Annotated in this window: 16 protein-coding genes and 1 other annotated feature; of the genes, 14 read left to right on the top strand and 2 right to left on the bottom strand. The window is 33.3% G+C overall.

The window, feature by feature from the left end; translation table 11 throughout:
- The 4 genes from A3M9_RS0108450 (at position 1) to disA (ending at position 6,002) form a co-directional block, all read left to right on the top strand.
- A complete protein-coding gene (locus A3M9_RS0108450) occupies positions 1 to 1,023 on the top strand; it encodes a protein arginine kinase (RefSeq protein WP_035166213.1) in 1,023 nt (340 codons plus the stop codon).
- 10 nt (positions 1,024 to 1,033) lie between these two features.
- A complete protein-coding gene (locus A3M9_RS0108445) occupies positions 1,034 to 3,469 on the top strand; it encodes an ATP-dependent Clp protease ATP-binding subunit (RefSeq protein WP_027308842.1) in 2,436 nt (811 codons plus the stop codon).
- A gap of 110 nt (positions 3,470 to 3,579) precedes the next feature.
- Positions 3,580 to 4,941 (top strand): DNA repair protein RadA, encoded by a 1,362-nt coding sequence (gene radA / locus A3M9_RS0108440; protein ID WP_027308841.1) that lies wholly within the window; start codon positions 3,580 to 3,582, stop codon positions 4,939 to 4,941.
- 5 nt (positions 4,942 to 4,946) lie between these two features.
- A complete protein-coding gene (disA, locus tag A3M9_RS0108435) occupies positions 4,947 to 6,002 on the top strand; it encodes a DNA integrity scanning diadenylate cyclase DisA (RefSeq protein ID WP_027308840.1) in 1,056 nt (351 codons plus the stop codon).
- A gap of 21 nt (positions 6,003 to 6,023) precedes the next feature.
- Here disA and A3M9_RS0108430 read toward each other — a convergent pair whose 3' ends face one another.
- Positions 6,024 to 6,419, bottom strand: coding sequence for a hypothetical protein (locus A3M9_RS0108430; protein WP_027308839.1), 396 nt, complete (start codon positions 6,417 to 6,419; stop codon positions 6,024 to 6,026).
- A gap of 204 nt (positions 6,420 to 6,623) precedes the next feature.
- On the opposite strand from A3M9_RS0108430, the gene A3M9_RS0108425 reads away from it, so the two are divergent.
- From A3M9_RS0108425 to A3M9_RS0108395, 7 genes are all read left to right on the top strand, one after another.
- Positions 6,624 to 7,103 carry a CarD family transcriptional regulator gene (locus A3M9_RS0108425; RefSeq protein WP_027308838.1) on the top strand — a complete coding sequence of 160 codons (480 nt, stop codon included), beginning with the start codon at positions 6,624 to 6,626 and terminating at the stop codon, positions 7,101 to 7,103.
- Positions 7,104 to 7,213: 110 nt separating this feature from the next.
- Positions 7,214 to 8,341: a PIN/TRAM domain-containing protein gene (locus A3M9_RS0108420; protein ID WP_027308837.1), complete on the top strand. Its 1,128-nt coding sequence runs from the start codon at positions 7,214 to 7,216 to the stop codon at positions 8,339 to 8,341.
- 8 nt (positions 8,342 to 8,349) lie between these two features.
- Positions 8,350 to 9,024, top strand: coding sequence for a 2-C-methyl-D-erythritol 4-phosphate cytidylyltransferase (gene ispD, locus A3M9_RS0108415; protein ID WP_035166208.1), 675 nt, complete (start codon positions 8,350 to 8,352; stop codon positions 9,022 to 9,024).
- A 156-nt stretch (positions 9,025 to 9,180) separates the two neighbouring features.
- Positions 9,181 to 11,298 (top strand): glutamine synthetase III, encoded by a 2,118-nt coding sequence (locus tag A3M9_RS0108410; protein WP_027308835.1) that lies wholly within the window; start codon positions 9,181 to 9,183, stop codon positions 11,296 to 11,298.
- Positions 11,299 to 11,520: 222 nt separating this feature from the next.
- Positions 11,521 to 11,997: a 2-C-methyl-D-erythritol 2,4-cyclodiphosphate synthase gene (gene ispF, locus A3M9_RS0108405; RefSeq protein WP_027308834.1), complete on the top strand. Its 477-nt coding sequence runs from the start codon at positions 11,521 to 11,523 to the stop codon at positions 11,995 to 11,997.
- 1 nt (position 11,998) lies between these two features.
- Complete coding sequence (locus A3M9_RS0108400; protein WP_027308833.1) at positions 11,999 to 12,727, top strand: ATP-binding cassette domain-containing protein; 729 nt, start codon at positions 11,999 to 12,001, stop codon at positions 12,725 to 12,727.
- Complete coding sequence (locus tag A3M9_RS0108395; protein WP_027308832.1) at positions 12,720 to 13,895, top strand: ABC transporter permease; 1,176 nt, start codon at positions 12,720 to 12,722, stop codon at positions 13,893 to 13,895. The genes A3M9_RS0108400 and A3M9_RS0108395 overlap by 8 nt, the downstream gene beginning before the upstream one ends.
- Positions 13,896 to 14,153: 258 nt before the next feature.
- Here A3M9_RS0108395 and A3M9_RS0108385 read toward each other — a convergent pair whose 3' ends face one another.
- Positions 14,154 to 14,567 (bottom strand): hypothetical protein, encoded by a 414-nt coding sequence (locus A3M9_RS0108385; RefSeq protein ID WP_027308831.1) that lies wholly within the window; start codon positions 14,565 to 14,567, stop codon positions 14,154 to 14,156.
- Positions 14,568 to 14,934: 367 nt separating this feature from the next.
- Here A3M9_RS0108385 and ilvA point away from each other — a divergent pair, with 367 nt between their 5' ends.
- The 3 genes from ilvA (at position 14,935) to cysS (ending at position 19,417) form a co-directional block, all read left to right on the top strand.
- Complete coding sequence (ilvA, locus tag A3M9_RS13525) at positions 14,935 to 15,900, top strand: threonine ammonia-lyase (RefSeq protein ID WP_035166206.1); 966 nt, start codon at positions 14,935 to 14,937, stop codon at positions 15,898 to 15,900.
- A gap of 406 nt (positions 15,901 to 16,306) precedes the next feature.
- Positions 16,307 to 17,761, top strand: a complete 1,455-nt coding sequence (gltX, locus tag A3M9_RS0108375; protein ID WP_027308830.1) for a glutamate--tRNA ligase — start codon at positions 16,307 to 16,309, stop codon at positions 17,759 to 17,761.
- Between the two features lie 5 nt (positions 17,762 to 17,766).
- Positions 17,767 to 17,975 (top strand) — a binding site (T-box leader).
- 44 nt (positions 17,976 to 18,019) lie between these two features.
- A complete protein-coding gene (gene cysS / locus A3M9_RS0108370; protein ID WP_027308829.1) occupies positions 18,020 to 19,417 on the top strand; it encodes a cysteine--tRNA ligase in 1,398 nt (465 codons plus the stop codon).
- The last annotated feature ends 123 nt before the right edge of the window (positions 19,418 to 19,540 follow it).

Here is a 19,540-nt window from a genome sequence, read left to right as displayed (position 1 = left end):
ATGGCGTGGTTCTTTTCTAAATCATCAGATGAGGGGATTGTTTTAACAAGTAGAATAAGACTTGCACGTAATATAGATGGAATTCCTTTTCCACACCTTTTAGATAAGGAGAATGCTAAAAAAGTAGTAGATGATGTTACATCTGCTATTTTAGAGAGTAATTCTGTGATTTCAAATGATTTTGAAGTTATTAACTTAAGTGATATTTCATTAAATGAAAAAATGTCTATGGTTGAAAAGCATTTAATTAGCAAGGATTTAATAAATAGAAGTGATATTTCAGCAGTTATGATTAATAGAGATAAAAATGTGTCAATAATGATAAATGAGGAGGATCATATTAGACTTCAGGTAATTTATCCTGGATTTAAACTTAAGGAAGCATATGAACTTGCAAGCAAAATTGATGATTTGATTGAACAGAGAGTGAACTATGCCTATGATACAAAACTTGGATATTTAACAAGCTGTCCAACTAACGTTGGAACAGGACTTAGGGCATCGGTTATGCTTCATCTGCCAGCATTAACTATCACAAAAAATATAAACAATATTATTAACACAATAAATCAGGTAGGTTTAACAATAAGAGGACTTTATGGAGAAGGAAGCAATGCACTTGGTAACGTATATCAAATTTCTAATCAAATAACATTAGGTCTTTCAGAGGATGAAATAATAAATAATCTTATAGCTGTAACTAAAAAGATTGTAGAGAAGGAAAAGAAGGCAAGGGAAATGCTTCTTGAAAAACAATCTGTTGAGCTTGAGGATGAACTTTATAGGTCACTTGGCATATTAAAATTTGCAAGAAGCATATCAACACAGGAGAGCTTAGAACTTATATCTAAGGTTAGAATGGGAGTAGAAATGGGTATAATAAAGGATGTAAAAGTAGATAGTCTAAATGAGTTGTTTGTAAGCGTCCAACCAGCCACATTGCAACTTTTAGAAAATAGAGATTTAAATCCAAGGGACAGAGATATAGTTAGAGCAAAACTAATAAGAGAAAAGTTAAGTTAAGGAGGTGTATATTATGTTTGGAGGATTTACAGAAAGAAGTCAAAGGGTTATAAATTTGGCGGCAGAAGAGGCCCAAAGACTCGGACATAATTTTATTGGAACAGAGCATATTCTTCTTGGAATTATAAGAGAAGGTGGTTATGCTTCAAAGGTTTTATCTGAATACGGAATAGATGCAAATAAATTAAGACAGGAAATAATTAATGTAGAGGGAGCAGGTGAAGTTGACTTTTTCTTAAAACAACTTGAACTTACTCCGAGAACTAAAAGATTAATTGAAGTTGCAAAGGGAGAAGCAAGCTCCTTAAACCATAGCTTTATTGCACCAGAGCATCTTCTCCTTGCAATAATAAGAGAAGGAGAAGGAGTTGCATTTACATTACTTGAAAAGATGGGACTTGATTTTAACAAAGTAAGAAATGATTTAATTCAAAATATGTCACAGAACAATGAGGTGCAAACAAAAACAAGACAGGATAAAAAGGTAAAGGCTAACACTCCAAACCTTGATCAGTTTGGTCGTGATTTAACTGAACTTGCAAAGTCAGGTAAACTTGATCCTGTAATAGGAAGAGAAGAAGAAACTGAAAGGGTAATAGAAATATTATGTAGAAGAACGAAGAACAATCCTTGCCTTATAGGAGAACCTGGTGTTGGTAAGACAGCTATAGCAGAAGGATTGGCACAAAAGATAGTAGAAGGTAATGTGCCAGAAATACTAAAGAATAAAAGGGTTGTAACTCTTGATTTGTCAGGTATGATTGCAGGTTCAAAATATAGGGGTGAATTTGAAGAAAGATTAAAGAGGGTAATGGATGATATAAAGAAGGCAGGAAATGTAATACTGTTTGTTGATGAGGTTCATACAATTGTAGGTGCAGGTGCAGCAGAGGGTGCTATGGATGCATCAAATATTTTAAAACCTGCCCTTGCAAGGGGAGAATTACAGGTTATTGGTGCAACTACAATTGATGAATATAGAAAATATATTGAAAAGGATTCAGCTTTAGAGAGAAGATTCCAACCTGTTATGGTAGGAGAACCTTCCGTAGAGGAATCAATACTAATATTAAAGGGATTAAGGGATAAATATGAAGCACATCATAAGGTAAAGATAACTGATGAAGCAATAGAAGCAGCAGTTACCCTTTCGCATAGATATATAACAGATAGATATCTACCAGATAAGGCAATAGACCTTATGGATGAAGCAGCTTCAAAGGTAAGGTTAAAGACATTAACAGCACCACCGGATATCAAGAAATTAGAAGAAGAAATAGAAAAGGTTAAAAAGGATAAGGATGAAGCTGTAAATATGCAGGAATATGAAAAGGCAGCAAAATTAAGAGATAGAGAGCAGGAGCTTGTTAATGAACTTAATAGATTAAAGGATAATTGGCAAAATAAGAAGGACAATGAGATTCTATCGGTTACAGCAGAGGATATTGCAAATGTTGTATCAAGATGGACTAATATACCAGTAAATAAATTAACTGAAACAGAATCAGAAAAACTTCTAAAACTTGAAGAGATACTTCATAATAGGGTTGTAGGACAAGAAGAAGCTGTAAAATCAGTAGCTCGTGCAGTAAGGCGTGCAAGAGTAGGACTTAAGGATCCAAAACGTCCAATAGGTTCCTTCATCTTCTTAGGTCCAACTGGGGTAGGTAAGACAGAACTTACAAAGGCACTTGCAGAGGCAATGTTTGGTGATGAAAATGCAATGATTAGAATTGATATGTCAGAATATATGGAAAAGCACGCTGTATCAAGACTTATAGGTTCACCTCCTGGATATGTAGGTTACGAGGAGGGAGGACAACTAACAGAAAAGGTTAGAAGACAGCCATATTCAGTTGTATTGTTTGATGAAATAGAAAAGGCACATCCAGATGTATTTAATATATTATTACAAATACTTGAGGATGGAAGATTGACCGATGGTAAAGGAAAAACTGTAGATTTTAAAAATACAATAGTTATAATGACATCAAATGTTGGGGCAAGTACGATAAAGAAACAGCAGAACCTTGGTTTTGCGGCAAATACAGAAAAGGATAAGGAAAATTCCTATGAAAAGATGAAGGAAAATGTAATGGAGGATTTAAAGAGAACATTTAGACCTGAGTTTTTAAATAGAATTGATGATATAATAGTATTCCATCCACTTGAAGAAAAGGATATAGAAAAGATAGTTGAATTGATGCTGAATAGTGTAATTAAGAGGTTAAAGGATTTAGACATAGAAGTAGAGTATACAGAAGAGGCAAAGAAACATCTTGCAAAGGCTGGATTTGACCCAGTATATGGCGCAAGACCTCTAAGACGTGCAATTACTAAGGCTGTTGAGGATAAGCTATCAGAAGAAATGTTAAAGGGTAATATCAAGAAGGGCGATAAAGTTAAAATGGATGTAAAGGATGGAGAGATTGTATTCGATAAATAAGGGGAGTAAAAATTCCCCTTATTTTTTTATAGTTTATATTTATTTTTTTATAACTTAGTGTAAAATATTAAAATGGATAAAAAAATTTTTGAAATTGTGGAAGTGATATTATGCCAAAGATTAAAACCAAGTTTATTTGTCAAGAATGTGGATATGAATCTCCAAAATGGATGGGTAAATGTCCAGAATGTGGCGTATGGAATAGTTTAGTTGAAGAATTAGAACAAAATAATGATAAAACTTATATAGCTACAACCAATATGATAATGCCTCTTACTGTAGATGAGATAGAAGTTACGGAAGAAGAAAGGTTAAAGACAGGATCAGATGAACTTGATAGAGTTTTAGGAGGAGGAATAGTTAGAGGTTCTTTAATTTTAGTAGGTGGGGACCCGGGTATTGGAAAATCAACCCTTCTTCTTCAGGTATCCAAAAATTTGTCATTAAATGGTTATAAAGTTTTTTATATATCAGGAGAGGAATCAGAAAAACAGATTAAAATTAGAGCACAGAGGTTGAAGGTTAAAGGCAGTAACCTTTACATTGTATCTGAAACAAATCTTGATATTTTAGAGAAGCATATACAAAATTTAAAACCAGATATAATAATAGTTGATTCTATACAAACAATGTTTAAAATGGAGCTGCAATCTGCACCAGGAAGCGTAAGTCAAGTTAGAGAGTCTACGCTTACATTTATGAGAATTGCAAAAGGCCTTTCTATACCAATATTTATAGTTGGACACGTTACTAAAGAAGGAGCAATTGCAGGCCCAAGAGTCTTAGAACATATGGTTGATACTGTCTTATATTTTGAAGGGGAGAGACATCATACCTACAGGGTTATAAGAGCTGTAAAGAATAGATTTGGATCAACAAATGAAATTGGAATATTTGAGATGAAGGGTGATGGATTGAAGGAGGTGCTTAATCCATCAGAGGTTATGCTCTCTGGAAGGCCTGAAGATGTTCCGGGTTCTGCTGTTGTATGTAGCTTAGAGGGAACAAGACCTGTACTTGTTGAGATACAAGCACTAACTTCTGCAACAGCCTTTGGTATGCCAAGAAGAATGGCAACAGGAATAGATTATAATAGAGTAGTTCTTTTAATGGCAGTTTTAGAAAAAAGAGTAGGTATGCAGCTTCAAACCTTTGATGCCTACATTAATGTTGTTGGAGGTTTAAAGTTAGATGAACCAGCCTGTGATTTAGGTATAGTTTGTGCAATTGCTTCAAGTTTTAGAAATATTCCTATTAATTCTAAGACGGTTGTAATTGGTGAATTAGGACTTACAGGTGAGGTTAGAGGAGTAAATTTCATTGAAAAGAGAATATTAGAGGCACAGAAGCTTGGATTTGAAAGGTGCATAATTCCCTATGAAAATATAAAGGCTATAGAGGATAAACTTGACATAAATGTAATTGGAGTTAAAAATATATATGAAGTATTAGAAGAGGTATTAGGGGGATAGTTGATATGAGATATAGAGAAACTGAACTTTTGAATGTTTTAAAGCTAATGGCTCCAGGAACACCCCTAAGGGATGGACTTGAAAATGTCTTAAAGGCAAAGACAGGTGGACTTATTGTCATTGGTGATCAAGAAGAGATTATGAAGATAGTAGATGGTGGCTTTTATATAAACAGTGAATATTCACCTTCGTATTTATATGAGCTTGCAAAGATGGATGGTGCAATTATAATCAGTAGCGATTTAAAAAGAATTCTATATGCAAATACTCAATTAATACCTGATCCAACTATTCCAACAACAGAAACAGGAACAAGACATAGAACTGCGGATAGGGTTGCAAAGCAGACTGGGAATTTAGTTATTGCCATTTCTCAAAGAAGAAATGTAATTACAGTATATAAGGGAAATTTTAAATATGTGTTGAAGGATATAAGTATAATCCTTACAAAGGCTAATCAAGCAATACAGACTCTTGAAAGATATAAACAGGTCTTAGATGAGGCTATGTCAAATCTGTCTGCACTTGAATTTGAAGATTTAGTTACAGCCTACGATGTAACTGTTGCAGTTCAAAGAAATGAAATGGTAATGAGAATTGTGTACGAGATTGAAAAGTATATATATGAGCTTGGTAATGAAGGAAGACTTGTTTCAATGCAGCTTGATGATTTGGCAGATGGAGTAGAAGAAGAGGGTATGCTTCTTATAAAGGATTATGCGGAACGTGATGTTTCAGATGTTCAAAAGGCAATAAGAAGTATTACGTCTGATGATTTAATAGACATAAATGTTGTAAGTAAAGTTTTAGGATATGCACCAGATGCTATGTTTGAAACAATGATATCACCAAGGGGATATAGGCTATTAAATAAAATACCAAAGCTTCCTCAGGTTGTTATTGAAAATATGGTTAAGTCCTTTGGACAGTTTAAAAATATTTTAAATGCTACAATTGAGGAACTCGATGCAGTAGAAGGTATTGGAGAGGCAAGAGCAAGAGCAATAAAGGAAGGATTAAGAAAGATACAGGAACAGGTAATTTTAAACAGAAGAATATAGGGCTAAATATAGCCCTATTTTTTATAGCATTGAAAATTTTCCGAGGGTGGTTATGTTTTTATATTCCTTTAGTAATACATCAAATAAGTTGATGTTTAATGCATCACAGAGTGCAGCAAGATAATATAGTTCTGTTCCAATTTCATCCTCAAGAACTTCGCGGCAGTTATCGCAAAGTTTCCCCTTAATCTGATATGATAGAAGTTTTGAAGCTTCCTCTAAAGAGCAGTCGTCAGGCAGCTTTTGTTTTTCTGCGTCTATCTTAATACAACCACAATTTGTTGCAGACTTTGCAATAGCTCTGTTAATACGAGATTGTGATTCATTAAGTTTGGTCATTATGTCTAAAATACTTTTGTGCCTTATTAATGATTCAGATACGGCATTTTGAAAGTCATCGATTATTATGTCCTTCATATGCTTACACCCCTTTTCTTAATAATTAAACAGGAGGTACAAAGCTTACAATATGTTGGGGTAAACTTTGCTTTAATAATATTATAAATATTCTTACTTTAATGTGTCAAATGTAATGCTTTAATGTATACAATATTTAACATATTAAAAAAGATATTAATATAATGAATTAAGAGGTTTATTTTAAATAAAAGAGGGGTTGCTATGTTTAATATAGGTGATAAAATATATCATCCTAAATTTGGGGCAGGAACTATAGTTAATATAGAAGAAAGGGAGATATTAAAAGAGATAAAAAGATATTATATGATAAAATTCGTAATAGAAGGTATAGAGATTATGTTACCTGTAGATGATAATAGTTATAAAAAGATAAGAAGAGTTATAGAAAAAGAAGAGCTCGAAACAATATTTAACAAAAGGAGTGGATCTCCTAAGAGTCTTCCTCCAAAATGGATAGATAGATTAAAACTATATGAATCAATACTATCTAAAGGCGACCCTTATGAGATGGCAGACATTATAAGAGATATCAATTTTTTATCACAAAAAAAACAGTTATCTAAAAGTGAAGAGAAGGTATTAGAGAATTTTATTTTATTTTTATCCAGTGAAATTTCTATTGTGCTAAATGTATCAATTGACGAAGGGAAGCAAAAAATAATTAATAACTTATTGTCTTAAAATTAATAAAAATATAATAATATTATCTTTTACATTCATTGCTTTTTTTTTATAATTGTTGTATAGTAGATATTAAAATATGGAAAATATATGTAATAGGAGGTGTATAAATGCTAAATAAGATATTCAGATGGCTTTTAACTATATCAGGGCTAATATTAGGGTATGTATTGACGGATATTGTTGTTAAAATCGATTATATCAAGCATTTATTTAATATCAATCCAACATCACTTACAGGAATCATAATTTATATTTTTGGCATTTTATTCATAGGACTAATATTTTATATAATATCACCCTTTATTATTTCTATGGTGTGGAAATTGGTTGAACTATTAGAAGCGGGGTTACAGAAGGTTCCAACTAATGAAATAATAATTGGAGTAGTTGGACTTATTATAGGACTTTTAATAGCAAACCTGCTTATTGGTTCAGTTGCAAGCTTTTTACAGACTAACTCTGTTTTATCAGCAATAGGGAGTGTAATATCTTTAATAGTTAACATTGTTTTTGGTACATTAGGTGTAAATGTAGCAATTAAGAAAAAAGATGAACTTTCAAATGTATTTACATTTATGAAAAAATTTACTAAGGATAAAAAACAGAAGATAGATATAAGACCAAGTCAGCCTAAAATACTTGATACCAGTGTAATTATTGATGGAAGAATATTAGATATTCTAAAGACTGGGTTTATTGAAGGTACTATAGTCATTCCTCAGTTTGTTCTTGAAGAGTTAAGGCATATCGCTGATTCATCCGACAATTTGAAAAGGGCAAGAGGTAGAAGAGGACTTGATATATTAAATGAAATTCAAAAGGAACTTCCTGTAAATGTAGAAATATGTGATAAGGATTTCCCAAATGTAGCGGAGGTTGATAGTAAACTTTTAAAACTTGCAGAAAGTTTAGGTGGTAAGGTTATAACAAATGATTTTAATCTAAATAAAGTTGCAGAGTTTCAGGGTGTACCAGTGTTAAATATAAACGAGCTTGCTAATGCAGTAAAGCCGGTTGTTATACCTGGGGAAGAGATGAATATCCATATCATAAAGGATGGAAAAGAGTCTGGACAGGGTGTTGCATATCTTGATGATGGAACAATGATTGTTGTAGAAGGTGGAAAAAAGTATGTTGGAGAAATAGTTGATGTTGTTGTAACAAGTGTTCTTCAAACAGCAGCAGGAAGAATGATATTTGCGAAACTTAAAAATGCACAGGATAAAGCAGTATAGGAGGAATTATGGTTACAGCACTTATTGTTGCGGCAGGAAAAGGCAAGAGGATGGGATTAGGATATAACAAGCAGTATCTCTTAATAGATGGCAAAGAGGTAATATCAAGAACAATAGACGTATTTGAAGAGGCTGAATTTATAGACAATATAGTTGTGGTAGTTTCAAAGGATGAAATAGAATATTTTAAAGAAAATATTGTTGAAAGATATGGATATAAAAAGATTGAAGCAATAGTATGTGGAGGAGAAGAAAGACAGCATTCTGTATATAATGGTTTAGTTGAATGTAAAAGAAGCGACATAGTGGTCATACACGATGGTGCAAGGCCCTTTGTAAAAAAGGAACATATATTAGAAACAATAAATATGGCAAAAAAATATGGAGCCTCTGCTCTTGCTGTTAAGGCAAAGGATACAGTAAAACTTGTAGAGGGTGATTTTTTTCAACAGACTTTAGATAGAAATAGTATATATTTCATTCAAACTCCACAGACCTTTCAATACCAATTGATTTTAAGGGCCCACGAGTATGCTAAGGAAAAGGGGATCTTTGCAACTGATGATACAAGCTTGGTAGAACAGTTAGGAAAAAAGGTAGCTGTTGTGGAAGGTTCCTATGATAATATAAAAATAACAACTAAGGAAGATATATATTTAGCAGAGCTAATATTAAAAAAATGAAATTTTTCAAAAAAGAAGTTGCAATTTTTGTATGACTTTAATATAATATACTATGTGAAGTAAATAGATTATCGGAAACAACGGCGTTTCCTTATATACACAAAAGTGTATTTAAGGGGCGCCGTATCTTTTTTTGAAGATTAGGAGGGGTTTTATATGGCAAATGGAAAAACTGATTTGAAGCAAGTTTTTGGTGAAAATGTATTCAATGATGAAGTGATGAGGGAGAGATTACCTAAAAATGTTTACAAAGCATTAAGAAGGACAATGGATGAAGGTGTTCCTCTTGACCCATCAGTTGCAGATGTTGTTGCCAACGCTATGAAGGATTGGGCAATAGAAAAGGGAGCAACACATTATACCCACTGGTTTCAACCTATGACAGGAATTACAGCAGAAAAGCACGAATCCTTTTTAAATACTATAAGTGAAGGAAGAGCAATAACTGAGTTTTCAGGTAAATCCTTAATAAAGGGAGAGCCAGATGCCTCATCCTTCCCATCGGGTGGAATTAGAGCAACCTTTGAGGCAAGAGGTTATACTGTTTGGGATGCTACATCCTATGCATTTTTGAAGGAGGACGAGGGCGGATTAACTCTTTGTATTCCTACTGCATTTTGTGCCTATACAGGAGAGGCGTTAGACAAAAAGACACCACTTCTACGTTCAATGGAGGCAGTTTCAAAACAGGCATTAAGAATATTAAGATTATTTGGAAATACAACAGCAAAGAGAGTATTTGCAACAGTTGGAGCAGAACAGGAATACTTTTTAATAGATAAGGACCTTTATCTAAAAAGAAAGGATTTAGTTTTTACAGGAAGAACGCTATTTGGGGCAAAGCCTCCAAAGGGACAAGAACTTGAAGACCATTATTTTGGAAGCTTAAAGGATAGAGTTGCAAACTTTATGAAGGATTTAGACTATGAACTTTGGAAGATGGGTATACCGGTAAAAACAAAGCATAATGAAGTAGCACCAGCACAGCACGAAATTGCACCTATTTTTGAAAATGTAAATATTGCAACAGACCACAACCAAGTTATAATGGATACTTTAAAAAGGGTTGCAAATAGACATAACTTAGCCTGTCTTTTACACGAAAAACCCTTTGCAGGAGTAAATGGTTCTGGAAAGCATAACAACTGGTCGCTTTCTACAAATGAAGGCCAGAATCTTTTTGAACCAGGAAAAACTCCACACGAAAATGCACAATTTTTGATATTTTTAAGTGCAGTTATAAAGGCTGTTGATGAGTATGCTGAGCTTTTAAGGGCATCTGCTGCAAATACAGGAAATGATCATAGACTTGGTGCAAATGAAGCTCCACCTGCAATCATTTCAATGTTTTTAGGAGACCAATTAACAGGAATATTAGAGAATATTGAAAATGGAAATGGAAATGAAAAGAAGGAAAGAGAATATTTAAGAATAGGGGTTAATACACTACCACCACTACCAAAGGATGCAACAGATAGAAATAGAACATCACCTTTTGCATTTACAGGAAATAAGTTTGAATTTAGAATGGTTCCATCATCAGCTTCTATCGCAAACCCAAATGTTGTTTTAAATACAGCAGTTGCAGAAGTTTTAAGTGAAATTGCAGATAGACTTGAAGGGGCAAAGGATTTTGATTCAGAGGTTAATGCAATAGTTAAAGAGATAGTAAAGAATCATAAGAGGATAATATTTAATGGTGATGGATATTCGGAGGATTGGATAATAGAGGCTGAAAGAAGAGGACTTAAAAATATTAAGAATACTGTGGATGCAATTACAGCTTGGATTTCAGAAAAATCAATAAATCTTTTTACAAAGCACGGAGTATTTACAGAAGTTGAGCTAAGAGCAAGATATGAAATAAAGCTTGAGGAATATATAAAGCATATTAATATAGAAGCACGAACAATGATAGATATGGTTAAAAAGCAAATTATCCCTGTAGTTTTAGGTGAAGTTACAAATATTGCAAATTCCATTAATGTAGTTAAGATGGCTATGCCTGATTTAGATTTAACAACTCAAGCTGAGTTATTAAAAGAATTACAGCTCAATTTAAATCTATTAAAGAAGGAAACCTTAGAGCTTGAAGCTGTACTTGAAGAAGCACATAGCTTTAATGGGGATATATTTGAGAAGGCTTGTATATTTAGAGATAGAGTGGCAGAAAAGATGAAGAATGTAAGAGTCTATGGAGATAAATTAGAGACACTAATTGATGAAAATAAATGGCCATTCCCAAGCTATGAAAAGCTGCTATTCTATGTGTAATTTTAAATTAGGGTTTTATTTGTAAAGTTTCTATGCAAAATGCCCACAATGGATTGTAGAAGGTATTTTATATTCCATTGTGGGTTTTTGTATTAAATGAGCTTATCAATTAAAGTTTATTAGTGTATATTTATTATATGTTAAAAGGTTGTTAAAGGATATAAATACTGCTTGGATTTCATTTAGCTGTGTGGTAAAATTTGTATAAATAGGAGGTGTAGTATGAGAATAGGACACGGTTATGATGTACATAGGCTTGTAGAAGGTAGAGAACTTATAATAGGAGGAGTAAAAATACCTTACGAAAAGGGACTTTTAGGACATTCTGATGCAGACGTTCTTTTACACGCTATAATGGATGCAATCTTAGGTGCTGCTGCATTAGGGGATATAGGCAAGCATTTTCCAGATACAGATGAAAGGTTTAAGGGTGCAGATAGTTTAAAGTTGTTTGAATATGTGATTAAGATAATTGAGGAGAAGGGATATAGAGTAAACAACATTGATGCTACAATCATAGCCCAAAGACCAAAGATGGCACCCTATATTGAAGGAATGCGAAAAAATATAGCAGAGGTTTGCAAAGTAAGTATTTATGATGTCAATGTTAAGGCTACAACAGAGGAGGGACTTGGTTTTACAGGTGAGGGCTTGGGAATTGCAGCCCACGCTGTTTGTACTTTAATAAGGGGGGAATAGAATGATAGAGGTAATTGGGTTAACAAAAAAGTTTAAAGAAGTAACAGCAGTTGATAATGTTAGTTTTAAAGTTGATAAGGGTGAGATTGTTGGACTTTTAGGAGAAAATGGAGCTGGAAAAACAACAACTTTAAGAATGATATCTACGATGTTAAAACCAACGTCAGGCACAGCAAAGATTTGTGGATTAGATTTGGTAAATGAACCCGATAAGGTTAGAAAGAAGATAGGAATATTGTTTGGTGGAGAAGTAGGATTATACGATAGGCTGACAGCAAGAGAAAATATAAAGTATTTTGCGGATTTAAGTGGTCTTTCAAGTGAAGAAGCAAACAAAAATATTGAGTTTTTAGCAGAGATGCTTGATATGAAGGAATATATAGATAGACGTGTTGGTAAATTTTCAAGGGGTATGAAACAGAAGGTTGCAATAGCAAGGTCAATTGTTCATAATCCCGATGTTATGCTCTTTGATGAGCCTACAATAGGACTTGATGTATCATCAAGTGCAATAGTTCAGGATTTTATATTAGATTGTAAGAAAAAAGGAAGAGCTATTATATTTTCAAGTCACAGTATGAGGGAAGTTGAAAGGCTGTGTGATAGAGTGGTAATTATACATAAGGGAAGAATTGTGTATGACGGAAAAATCGAAGATTTAAGAAGAGAATATAATGGAGAAGATTTAGAAAAAGTATTTTTAAGATTGGTGGGGGATAAAGATGAATAGTTTGTGGGGAATTGTTTTTAAGAAGGAATTAAAGGATTTATTTAGGGATAGAAAAACAGTTATAATGTCAGTTCTTTTACCTTTGGTGCTTTTTCCGTTACTATTTGGCCTAATAGGTAAAGGGGTTAAAAGTACAACTGAAAAGGTAGCAAAGGAAGTAAAGATAGCCTATATTGGAGAGGAGTCTTCCTTTAAAAATTTCTTAAGTAGTGTACCTAATATAAAGATAGTTGAAACTAAGGACTATCAAGAGGAAGTAAAAAAGGGAACTATATATTTGGCTGTTGTGGTTGAGGAAGATTTTGATGAAAAACTATCACAGGAAAAAATGTCGGATATAAAAATTATATATGATTCAGAGAGTACAAATTCTCAAACAGCATTAGATGTTGTTAAGGATGTTATTAATACATATAAGGATGAGGTTGTGAAAGGAAGACTTGAAAAGAGGGGAATAGATGTATCTATATTAAGTCCTGTTGATGTTAAAAATGAGCCTGTAAATAGAGAAAAGGCAGGTGGAGGAGCTCTTATGTTAACAATGCTTCTGCCACTTTACTTGATTATATATGCAATTACAGGACCTATGGCTGCTGCAGTTGATTTAGGTGCAGGAGAAAAGGAGAGAGGAACTCTCGAACCACTTCTTACAACACAGGCAAGCAGAATGCAGCTATTGTTTGGAAAGCTTTTTGCTATAACTGTTATGGGTATAATAGGAACAACATCATCTTTAACGGGACTCTATATAGCCTTTAAATATTCTATGGATTTTATGGGTGATGTTGGATTAAAAATTTCAATAGGCTCTCTTGTTTTAATCGGAGTTACAGCTATAATACTTAATATGATTTTTGCAGCAGTTGAACTTGCTGTTAGTATATATGCAAGGTCCTTTAAAGAAGCTCAAACCTATTTATCGCCTGTTACAATAATTGGTATGATTGTTGCCTATGGAACCTATATGATGGATGTAAAGAGTGCATCTACAATGATGTTCAATATTCCTCTTGCAAATATTTCGCTTATTATAAAGGAATTTATTATTGGAGTTTATAATCCTATGCACATAGTCATAACATTTGTGTGGGCAATAGTTTATATAATAGCTGCTATTCTATTTGCAAGGTATATGTTTAGTAGAGAAGAAGTAGTATTTAGAACTTGATTTAATGGTTTTAAAGTATGATGCAAAGAAGGTAAGTTTATGACTATTTTTGCTATAATGGCAACTTTGGTTATTGGTATTATTATACTCATTTATCGGGCGATAGCTAAAAAGAAGTGGCTAATGGCAATCGTAATAATACCACTTGCTATTTCTATATTTCAATTATTATATTTACTTTTGATTTAAGCAATTAATGTTTTGTATAAAAGATTAGTGCCAAGAAGTTTTGCTTGTTCTTGGCACTTAATAATTTTATCAATAATGAATTAAATCATCCAATAAATCCTTCATACTTGAGGTAATGTATGAAATTTTGTCCTCAAGTATTTTTTTGCTCTCTAAATAGATATCATCAACTTCAACAAGTTTAAGTTTTGAATCTATGTTATTAAGTTTCCTATAGGCTTGGGTGAAAAGGTTGTTAAGTAGATAACTCTTCATAGAGGGATTAGAGTTGCAAAGGTATAGGCATTTTATAAATCCAAGACTTTGAGAAAAATAAGAAAGAGAAGTTAAATAATCATTGTAGATTTCACGATATATAGGCATAGATTCTTTTGATACTTTAATTCCCTTTAAGTGGTATGAAAGGTTAATAAGAGTTTTTTCAAGGGAGTTCATCTTGAAAATTGGACCTACAAGAGAACGTTCCTTATATTTTGTTTCCAAGGGGAAAACCTCCTAAAATTTATTTTATACTATAAAATATGCAGAAAATATACTTAAGATGTTTTATATCCGTTTCAAATGTGATTTTGGTTTATGTGTTAACTTACAGTAATATTATGTTTGTGTAATGCGGACATAATGAAAAATATTTTTTTAATGCATTGTAAAATATTAGTTATTAAGAGTATTGATGATATATACAATGAAAATGTTAATAAAAATAGTATAATTACTAATAATAGACGAAAATTAATGAATATGAGCTAAAATGCACAAATAAGCGTATAATCTTAATTGAATTTTTTTGTCGAGTATTGTATATTAAAATTAAGATAATTTAAAATTTTTATAGGAATGAGGGAAAAATATGCAAGTTACTTTTGAAATGATTAAAGAGGCTCAAAAAAGATTAGATGGTGTAGTAAGAAAGACAGAACTTGCTAAGTCCTATAGCTTAACTCAATTAACTGGAATGAATGTTTTTCTAAAGGCGGAGAATAGACAAAAGACAAATGCGTTTAAATTAAGAGGTGCCTATAACAAAATAGCAAGCCTAACAGAAGAAGAAAGAAAAAAGGGAGTTATTGCATCATCAGCAGGAAATCATGCACAGGGTGTTGCATATGCTGCAAAGGTTTTTGGTATAAATGCAACTATATGTATGCCAGAGACTGCTCCAAAGACTAAAGTGGAGTCGACTAAATCATATGGTGCTACAGTAGTTCAATATGGACTTGTATATGATGATTGTTATCAAAAGGCAGTTGAAATTCAAAGGGAGACAGGTGCTACATTTGTTCACCCATTCAATGATCCTTATGTAATTGCAGGACAGGGAACTATAGGTCTTGAGATATTAAATGAGTTTAGTGATGTGGATGCTATTGTTGTTCCAATAGGTGGAGGAGGTATTATATCAGGTATAGCAATTGCAATGAAGGAAATAAAGCCAAGTATAAAGGTGATAGGAGTTCAGGCTGAAGTTATAGCATCAACAAGAGCGTCGCTTGATGCAGGGAAAATTGTAACATTGCCAGGTGTAAAATCACTTGCAGATGGTATATCAGTTAAGACTCCAGGGGATTTAACTTTTGATATAATTAAAAAATATGTTGATGATGTAGTTACTGTATCAGAGGATGAAATTGAGGATGCAATTTATAGACTTCTTTCAAAATCAAAGTTTGTAGTTGAAGGGGCTGGTGCTACAACAGCAGCTGCTGTTATAAACGGTAAGGTTAATATGCCAGGGAAGAATGTTGTTTGTGTTTTAACTGGTGGAAATATTGATCCAATGATGCTTGCGAATATAATTCAAAAGAAGAATGCATAAAAGAGCTACAGCTATTGCTGTAGCTCAGGCTGTTGAAAAAGTTATATATTGATTAGCCCCATGAAGGATTTCTTGGGCATCGATTCATTTCGCTAAGCAATTCTAAGCCTTTCTTTGTTTGAAAAAGTCCTACCCTCGCGATGCCATCGTCCTGATGGCCACTCGGCTCGGCACGTCCTGTGCCGAATTACGGACTTTTTCAAAGTCGAAAAGCAATAATTGCTAAAGCTCACGAAAGAGCCCATTGAAATCCATTCATGGGGCTTTTTTCATACTTTAGCTAACGAACAGGTTTGTCAACAATCTGAGCTACAGCTATTGCTGTAGCTTTTTTGATATATGTGTTGAAAAAAAATGAATAAATATATAAAATTGTATTAGTATATAATTTTTACGGAGGTGTACTATGGAAAGAGTTAGATTTGCCCCAAGTCCAACAGGGCATTTGCATATAGGTGGTGCAAGAACAGCACTATTTAACTATCTTTATGCTAAGAAAACTGGAGGAAAGTTTTTGCTTAGAATTGAAGATACAGATTTAAATCGTTCTACTGAGGAATCAGAAAAGGTAATCATTGAAGGATTAAAATGGCTTGGAATTCATTGGGATGAAGGAATAGAGGTTGGAGGAGAACACGGACCATATAGATCAACAGAAAGGGTACATATATACAATCCTTATGTTCAAAGACTTTTAGATGAAGGGAAGGCATATCTATGCTACTGTTCAGAAGAAGAGCTTGAAAGAGAAAGAGAAGAAGCTCTACAAAGAGGAGAAATGCCAAGATATTCAGGTAAGTGCAGACATTTAACAAAAGAGGACAGAGAAAGACTGGAGAAGGAAGGTAGAAAACCTGTTGTAAGATTTAGAGTACCAGAAGATGAACTTATAGTAGTAGATGACCTAGTTAGAGGGAGAGTAGAGTTTAATTCAAACGATATTGGTGATTTTATCATTGTAAAATCAGACGGCATACCTGTTTACAACTTTGCTGTTACAATAGATGATTATTTAATGGAAATAACAACAGTAATTCGTGGAGAAGAACACCTTTCAAATACGCCAAGACAAATTCTTATATATAAGGCATTGGGATTTGATATACCAAAGTTTGCACACGTTTCCTTAATACTTGGAAAAGACAGAACAAAAATGAGCAAACGTCACGGTTCAACTTGGGTAGAACAATATAGAGATGCTGGATATCTTCCAGAGGCTATAATAAATTTCCTTGCATTACTTGGTTGGTCACCTGAGGGAGAAGAAGAAATATTCTCTATGGAAGAACTTGAAAGAATGTTTGATATAAACAGAGTAAGTAAAAATCCAGCAGTTTTTGATATTGACAAATTAAACCATATAAATGGTATTTATATAAGAAATGCAGAACTTGATAGAATAGTTGATTTAGCAATTCCTCATCTTGTTAAGGGAGAATTTATTACAGAGGAATTTGCAAATACAAATAGAGAATGGATATCAAAGATAGTAGATACAGTAAGAGGCGGATTATCTAATGTTTCAGAAATAGTAAATCACGTAGGTATATTCTTTGGTGAAGAAGTTAAATTAGAAAATGAAGAAGCAAAAGAAGTATTAAAGCAAGAACATGTTTCTGCACTACTTGATGAATTTAAGAATATATTATTAGAAACAGAAGTTGTTACTAAAGAAAATGCAAAGGATATAATGAATGAAATCAAAAAGAGAACAGGTGCAAAGGGAAAGGCGTTATTTATGCCTATAAGAGTTGCTGTAACAGGACAAGTGCACGGTCCTGAACTTGTAAATGTTCTTGAAATATTAGGTAGAGATATGTTGATTAAAAGAATTGAATATGTAAAACAAAATTTGCTATAATAAAATAAAAGGCAATGAAGGGAAGAATAAGGAAGTAATCCATTCCAGAGAGTAGCTGTCTTAGGCTGTGAGCAGCTATATGGACACTCCTTTAGTGCGTCCTTGAGCTTTTCTACCGAAATGTTAGTAGGTAGGAACGGTAATTCCGTTATAATTTTGAGTGAGGCTTTTGCCTAATTAGAGTGGAACCACGGAGTGCCCCTTCGTCTCTAAGGAGATGGAGGGGTAAATTTATATAAAAGAGGTGATATTATGGGAATTAAGGTTTTTAATACTATGACAAGACAGAAGGAGGATTTTGTAACTGTAGAACCTAACGTTGTTAAAATGTATGTATGCGGACCTACTGTCTACAATTTCTTCCACATAGGTAATGCAAGAACCTTCATTGTATTTGACACAATTAGAAGATACCTTGAGTACAGAGGTTATCAAGTAAAATTCATTCAAAACTTCACAGATATCGATGATAAGATGATTAAAAGGGCTAATGAAGAGGGTGTTACTGTAAAGGATGTGGCAGAAAAATATATTGGCGAATATTACAAGGATGCAGATGCATTAAATTTAAAAAGAGCAACTGTAAATCCAAGAGCCACAGAATATATAAATGAGATTATAAAGTTTGTAAAGGACTTAGAGGATAAGGGATTTGCCTATGCTGTTGATGGGGATGTTTATTTTGATACAACTAAATTTAAAGAATATGGGAAGCTTAGTCATCAAAGCATAGAGGATTTAGAGGCTGGTGCAAGAATAGAAGTAGATGAAAGGAAGAGAAATCCTATGGACTTTGCACTTTGGAAGGCAAAGAAGGAGGGAGAACCAGCTTGGCAAAGTCCTTGGGGAGAAGGAAGACCAGGTTGGCATATAGAGTGTTCAACAATGGCCTGCTCACTTCTTGGTGAAACAATAGATATTCACGGTGGTGGAGCAGATTTAGTATTCCCTCACCACGAAAATGAGATAGCCCAGAGTGAAGCAAGAAATGGAAAACCATTTGCAAGATATTGGATGCACGCTGCGTATTTAAATGTAAATAATCAAAAGATGTCAAAATCACTAAACAATTTCTTCACTGCAAGAGAAATACTTGAAAAATATGATGCAGAAGTAATTAGAATGTTTATGCTATCTGGGCACTACAGAAATCCAATAAACTTCAGCCTCGATTTATTAGAACAGGCAAAGGCTGGTCTTGAAAGGATTTATAACTCGATATCAAATCTTGAACATGTTATTGAAGTTTCAAAGTATGATGCAATGAAGGAAGAAGAAAAGACATTTAGCTTAAAACTTGATGAATATAGAAATAGATTTATTGATGTTATGGATGATGATTTTAATACTGCCGATGCGATTTCTGTTATATTTGATATGGTAAGAGATATAAATAGTAATATTAATCTTGAAAGTTCTAAAGAGATTGCAAAGAAGGCACTGGATTTAATAAGAGAACTTGGTTCTCCTCTTGCAATACTTCAAAAAAATACAAAAGAATCTTTAGATGAAGAAATAGAAAGGCTTATCGAAGAGAGACAAAAAGCAAGAAAGGAGAAAAATTTTGCCCTTGCAGATAAAATAAGGGATGATCTTAAGGCAATGGGAATAATATTAGAGGACACACCACAGGGTGTAAGGTGGAAGAGGATGTAGATAGGGGCCTTAAGGCCCCTTCAGGCTGTTGAAAAAGTTATATATTGATTTGCCCCATGAAGGATTTCTTGGGCATCGCTTCATTTCGCTAAGCAATTCTAAGCTTTTCTTTGTTTGAAAAAG

This window comes from Caloramator sp. ALD01 (assembly GCF_000472625.1).
Lineage (GTDB): Bacteria > Bacillota > Clostridia > Clostridiales > Caloramatoraceae > Thermobrachium > Thermobrachium proteoclasticum.
Note: the sequence above shows the minus strand (reverse complement) of the source record. Positions and strands in the feature narration are given on the sequence as shown.

Bases quoted from the DNA above. Each gene is read 5' to 3' on its own strand.
- A3M9_RS0108425 (WP_027308838.1), top strand. From the start codon at position 6,624: ATGTTTAATATAGGTGATAAAATATATCATCCTAAATTTGGGGCAGGA.
- A3M9_RS0108400 (WP_027308833.1), top strand. From the start codon at position 11,999: ATGATAGAGGTAATTGGGTTAACAAAAAAGTTTAAAGAAGTAACAGCA.
- A3M9_RS0108410 (WP_027308835.1), top strand. From the start codon at position 9,181: ATGGCAAATGGAAAAACTGATTTGAAGCAAGTTTTTGGTGAAAATGTA.
- ispD (WP_035166208.1), top strand. From the start codon at position 8,350: ATGGTTACAGCACTTATTGTTGCGGCAGGAAAAGGCAAGAGGATGGGA.
- A3M9_RS0108420 (WP_027308837.1), top strand. From the start codon at position 7,214: ATGCTAAATAAGATATTCAGATGGCTTTTAACTATATCAGGGCTAATA.
- A3M9_RS0108430 (WP_027308839.1), bottom strand. From the start codon at position 6,419: ATGAAGGACATAATAATCGATGACTTTCAAAATGCCGTATCTGAATCA.
- gltX (WP_027308830.1), top strand. From the start codon at position 16,307: ATGGAAAGAGTTAGATTTGCCCCAAGTCCAACAGGGCATTTGCATATA.
- ilvA (WP_035166206.1), top strand. From the start codon at position 14,935: ATGCAAGTTACTTTTGAAATGATTAAAGAGGCTCAAAAAAGATTAGAT.
- A3M9_RS0108450 (WP_035166213.1), top strand. From the start codon at position 1: ATGGCGTGGTTCTTTTCTAAATCATCAGATGAGGGGATTGTTTTAACA.
- radA (WP_027308841.1), top strand. From the start codon at position 3,580: ATGCCAAAGATTAAAACCAAGTTTATTTGTCAAGAATGTGGATATGAA.
- A3M9_RS0108395 (WP_027308832.1), top strand. From the start codon at position 12,720: ATGAATAGTTTGTGGGGAATTGTTTTTAAGAAGGAATTAAAGGATTTA.
- disA (WP_027308840.1), top strand. From the start codon at position 4,947: ATGAGATATAGAGAAACTGAACTTTTGAATGTTTTAAAGCTAATGGCT.
- ispF (WP_027308834.1), top strand. From the start codon at position 11,521: ATGAGAATAGGACACGGTTATGATGTACATAGGCTTGTAGAAGGTAGA.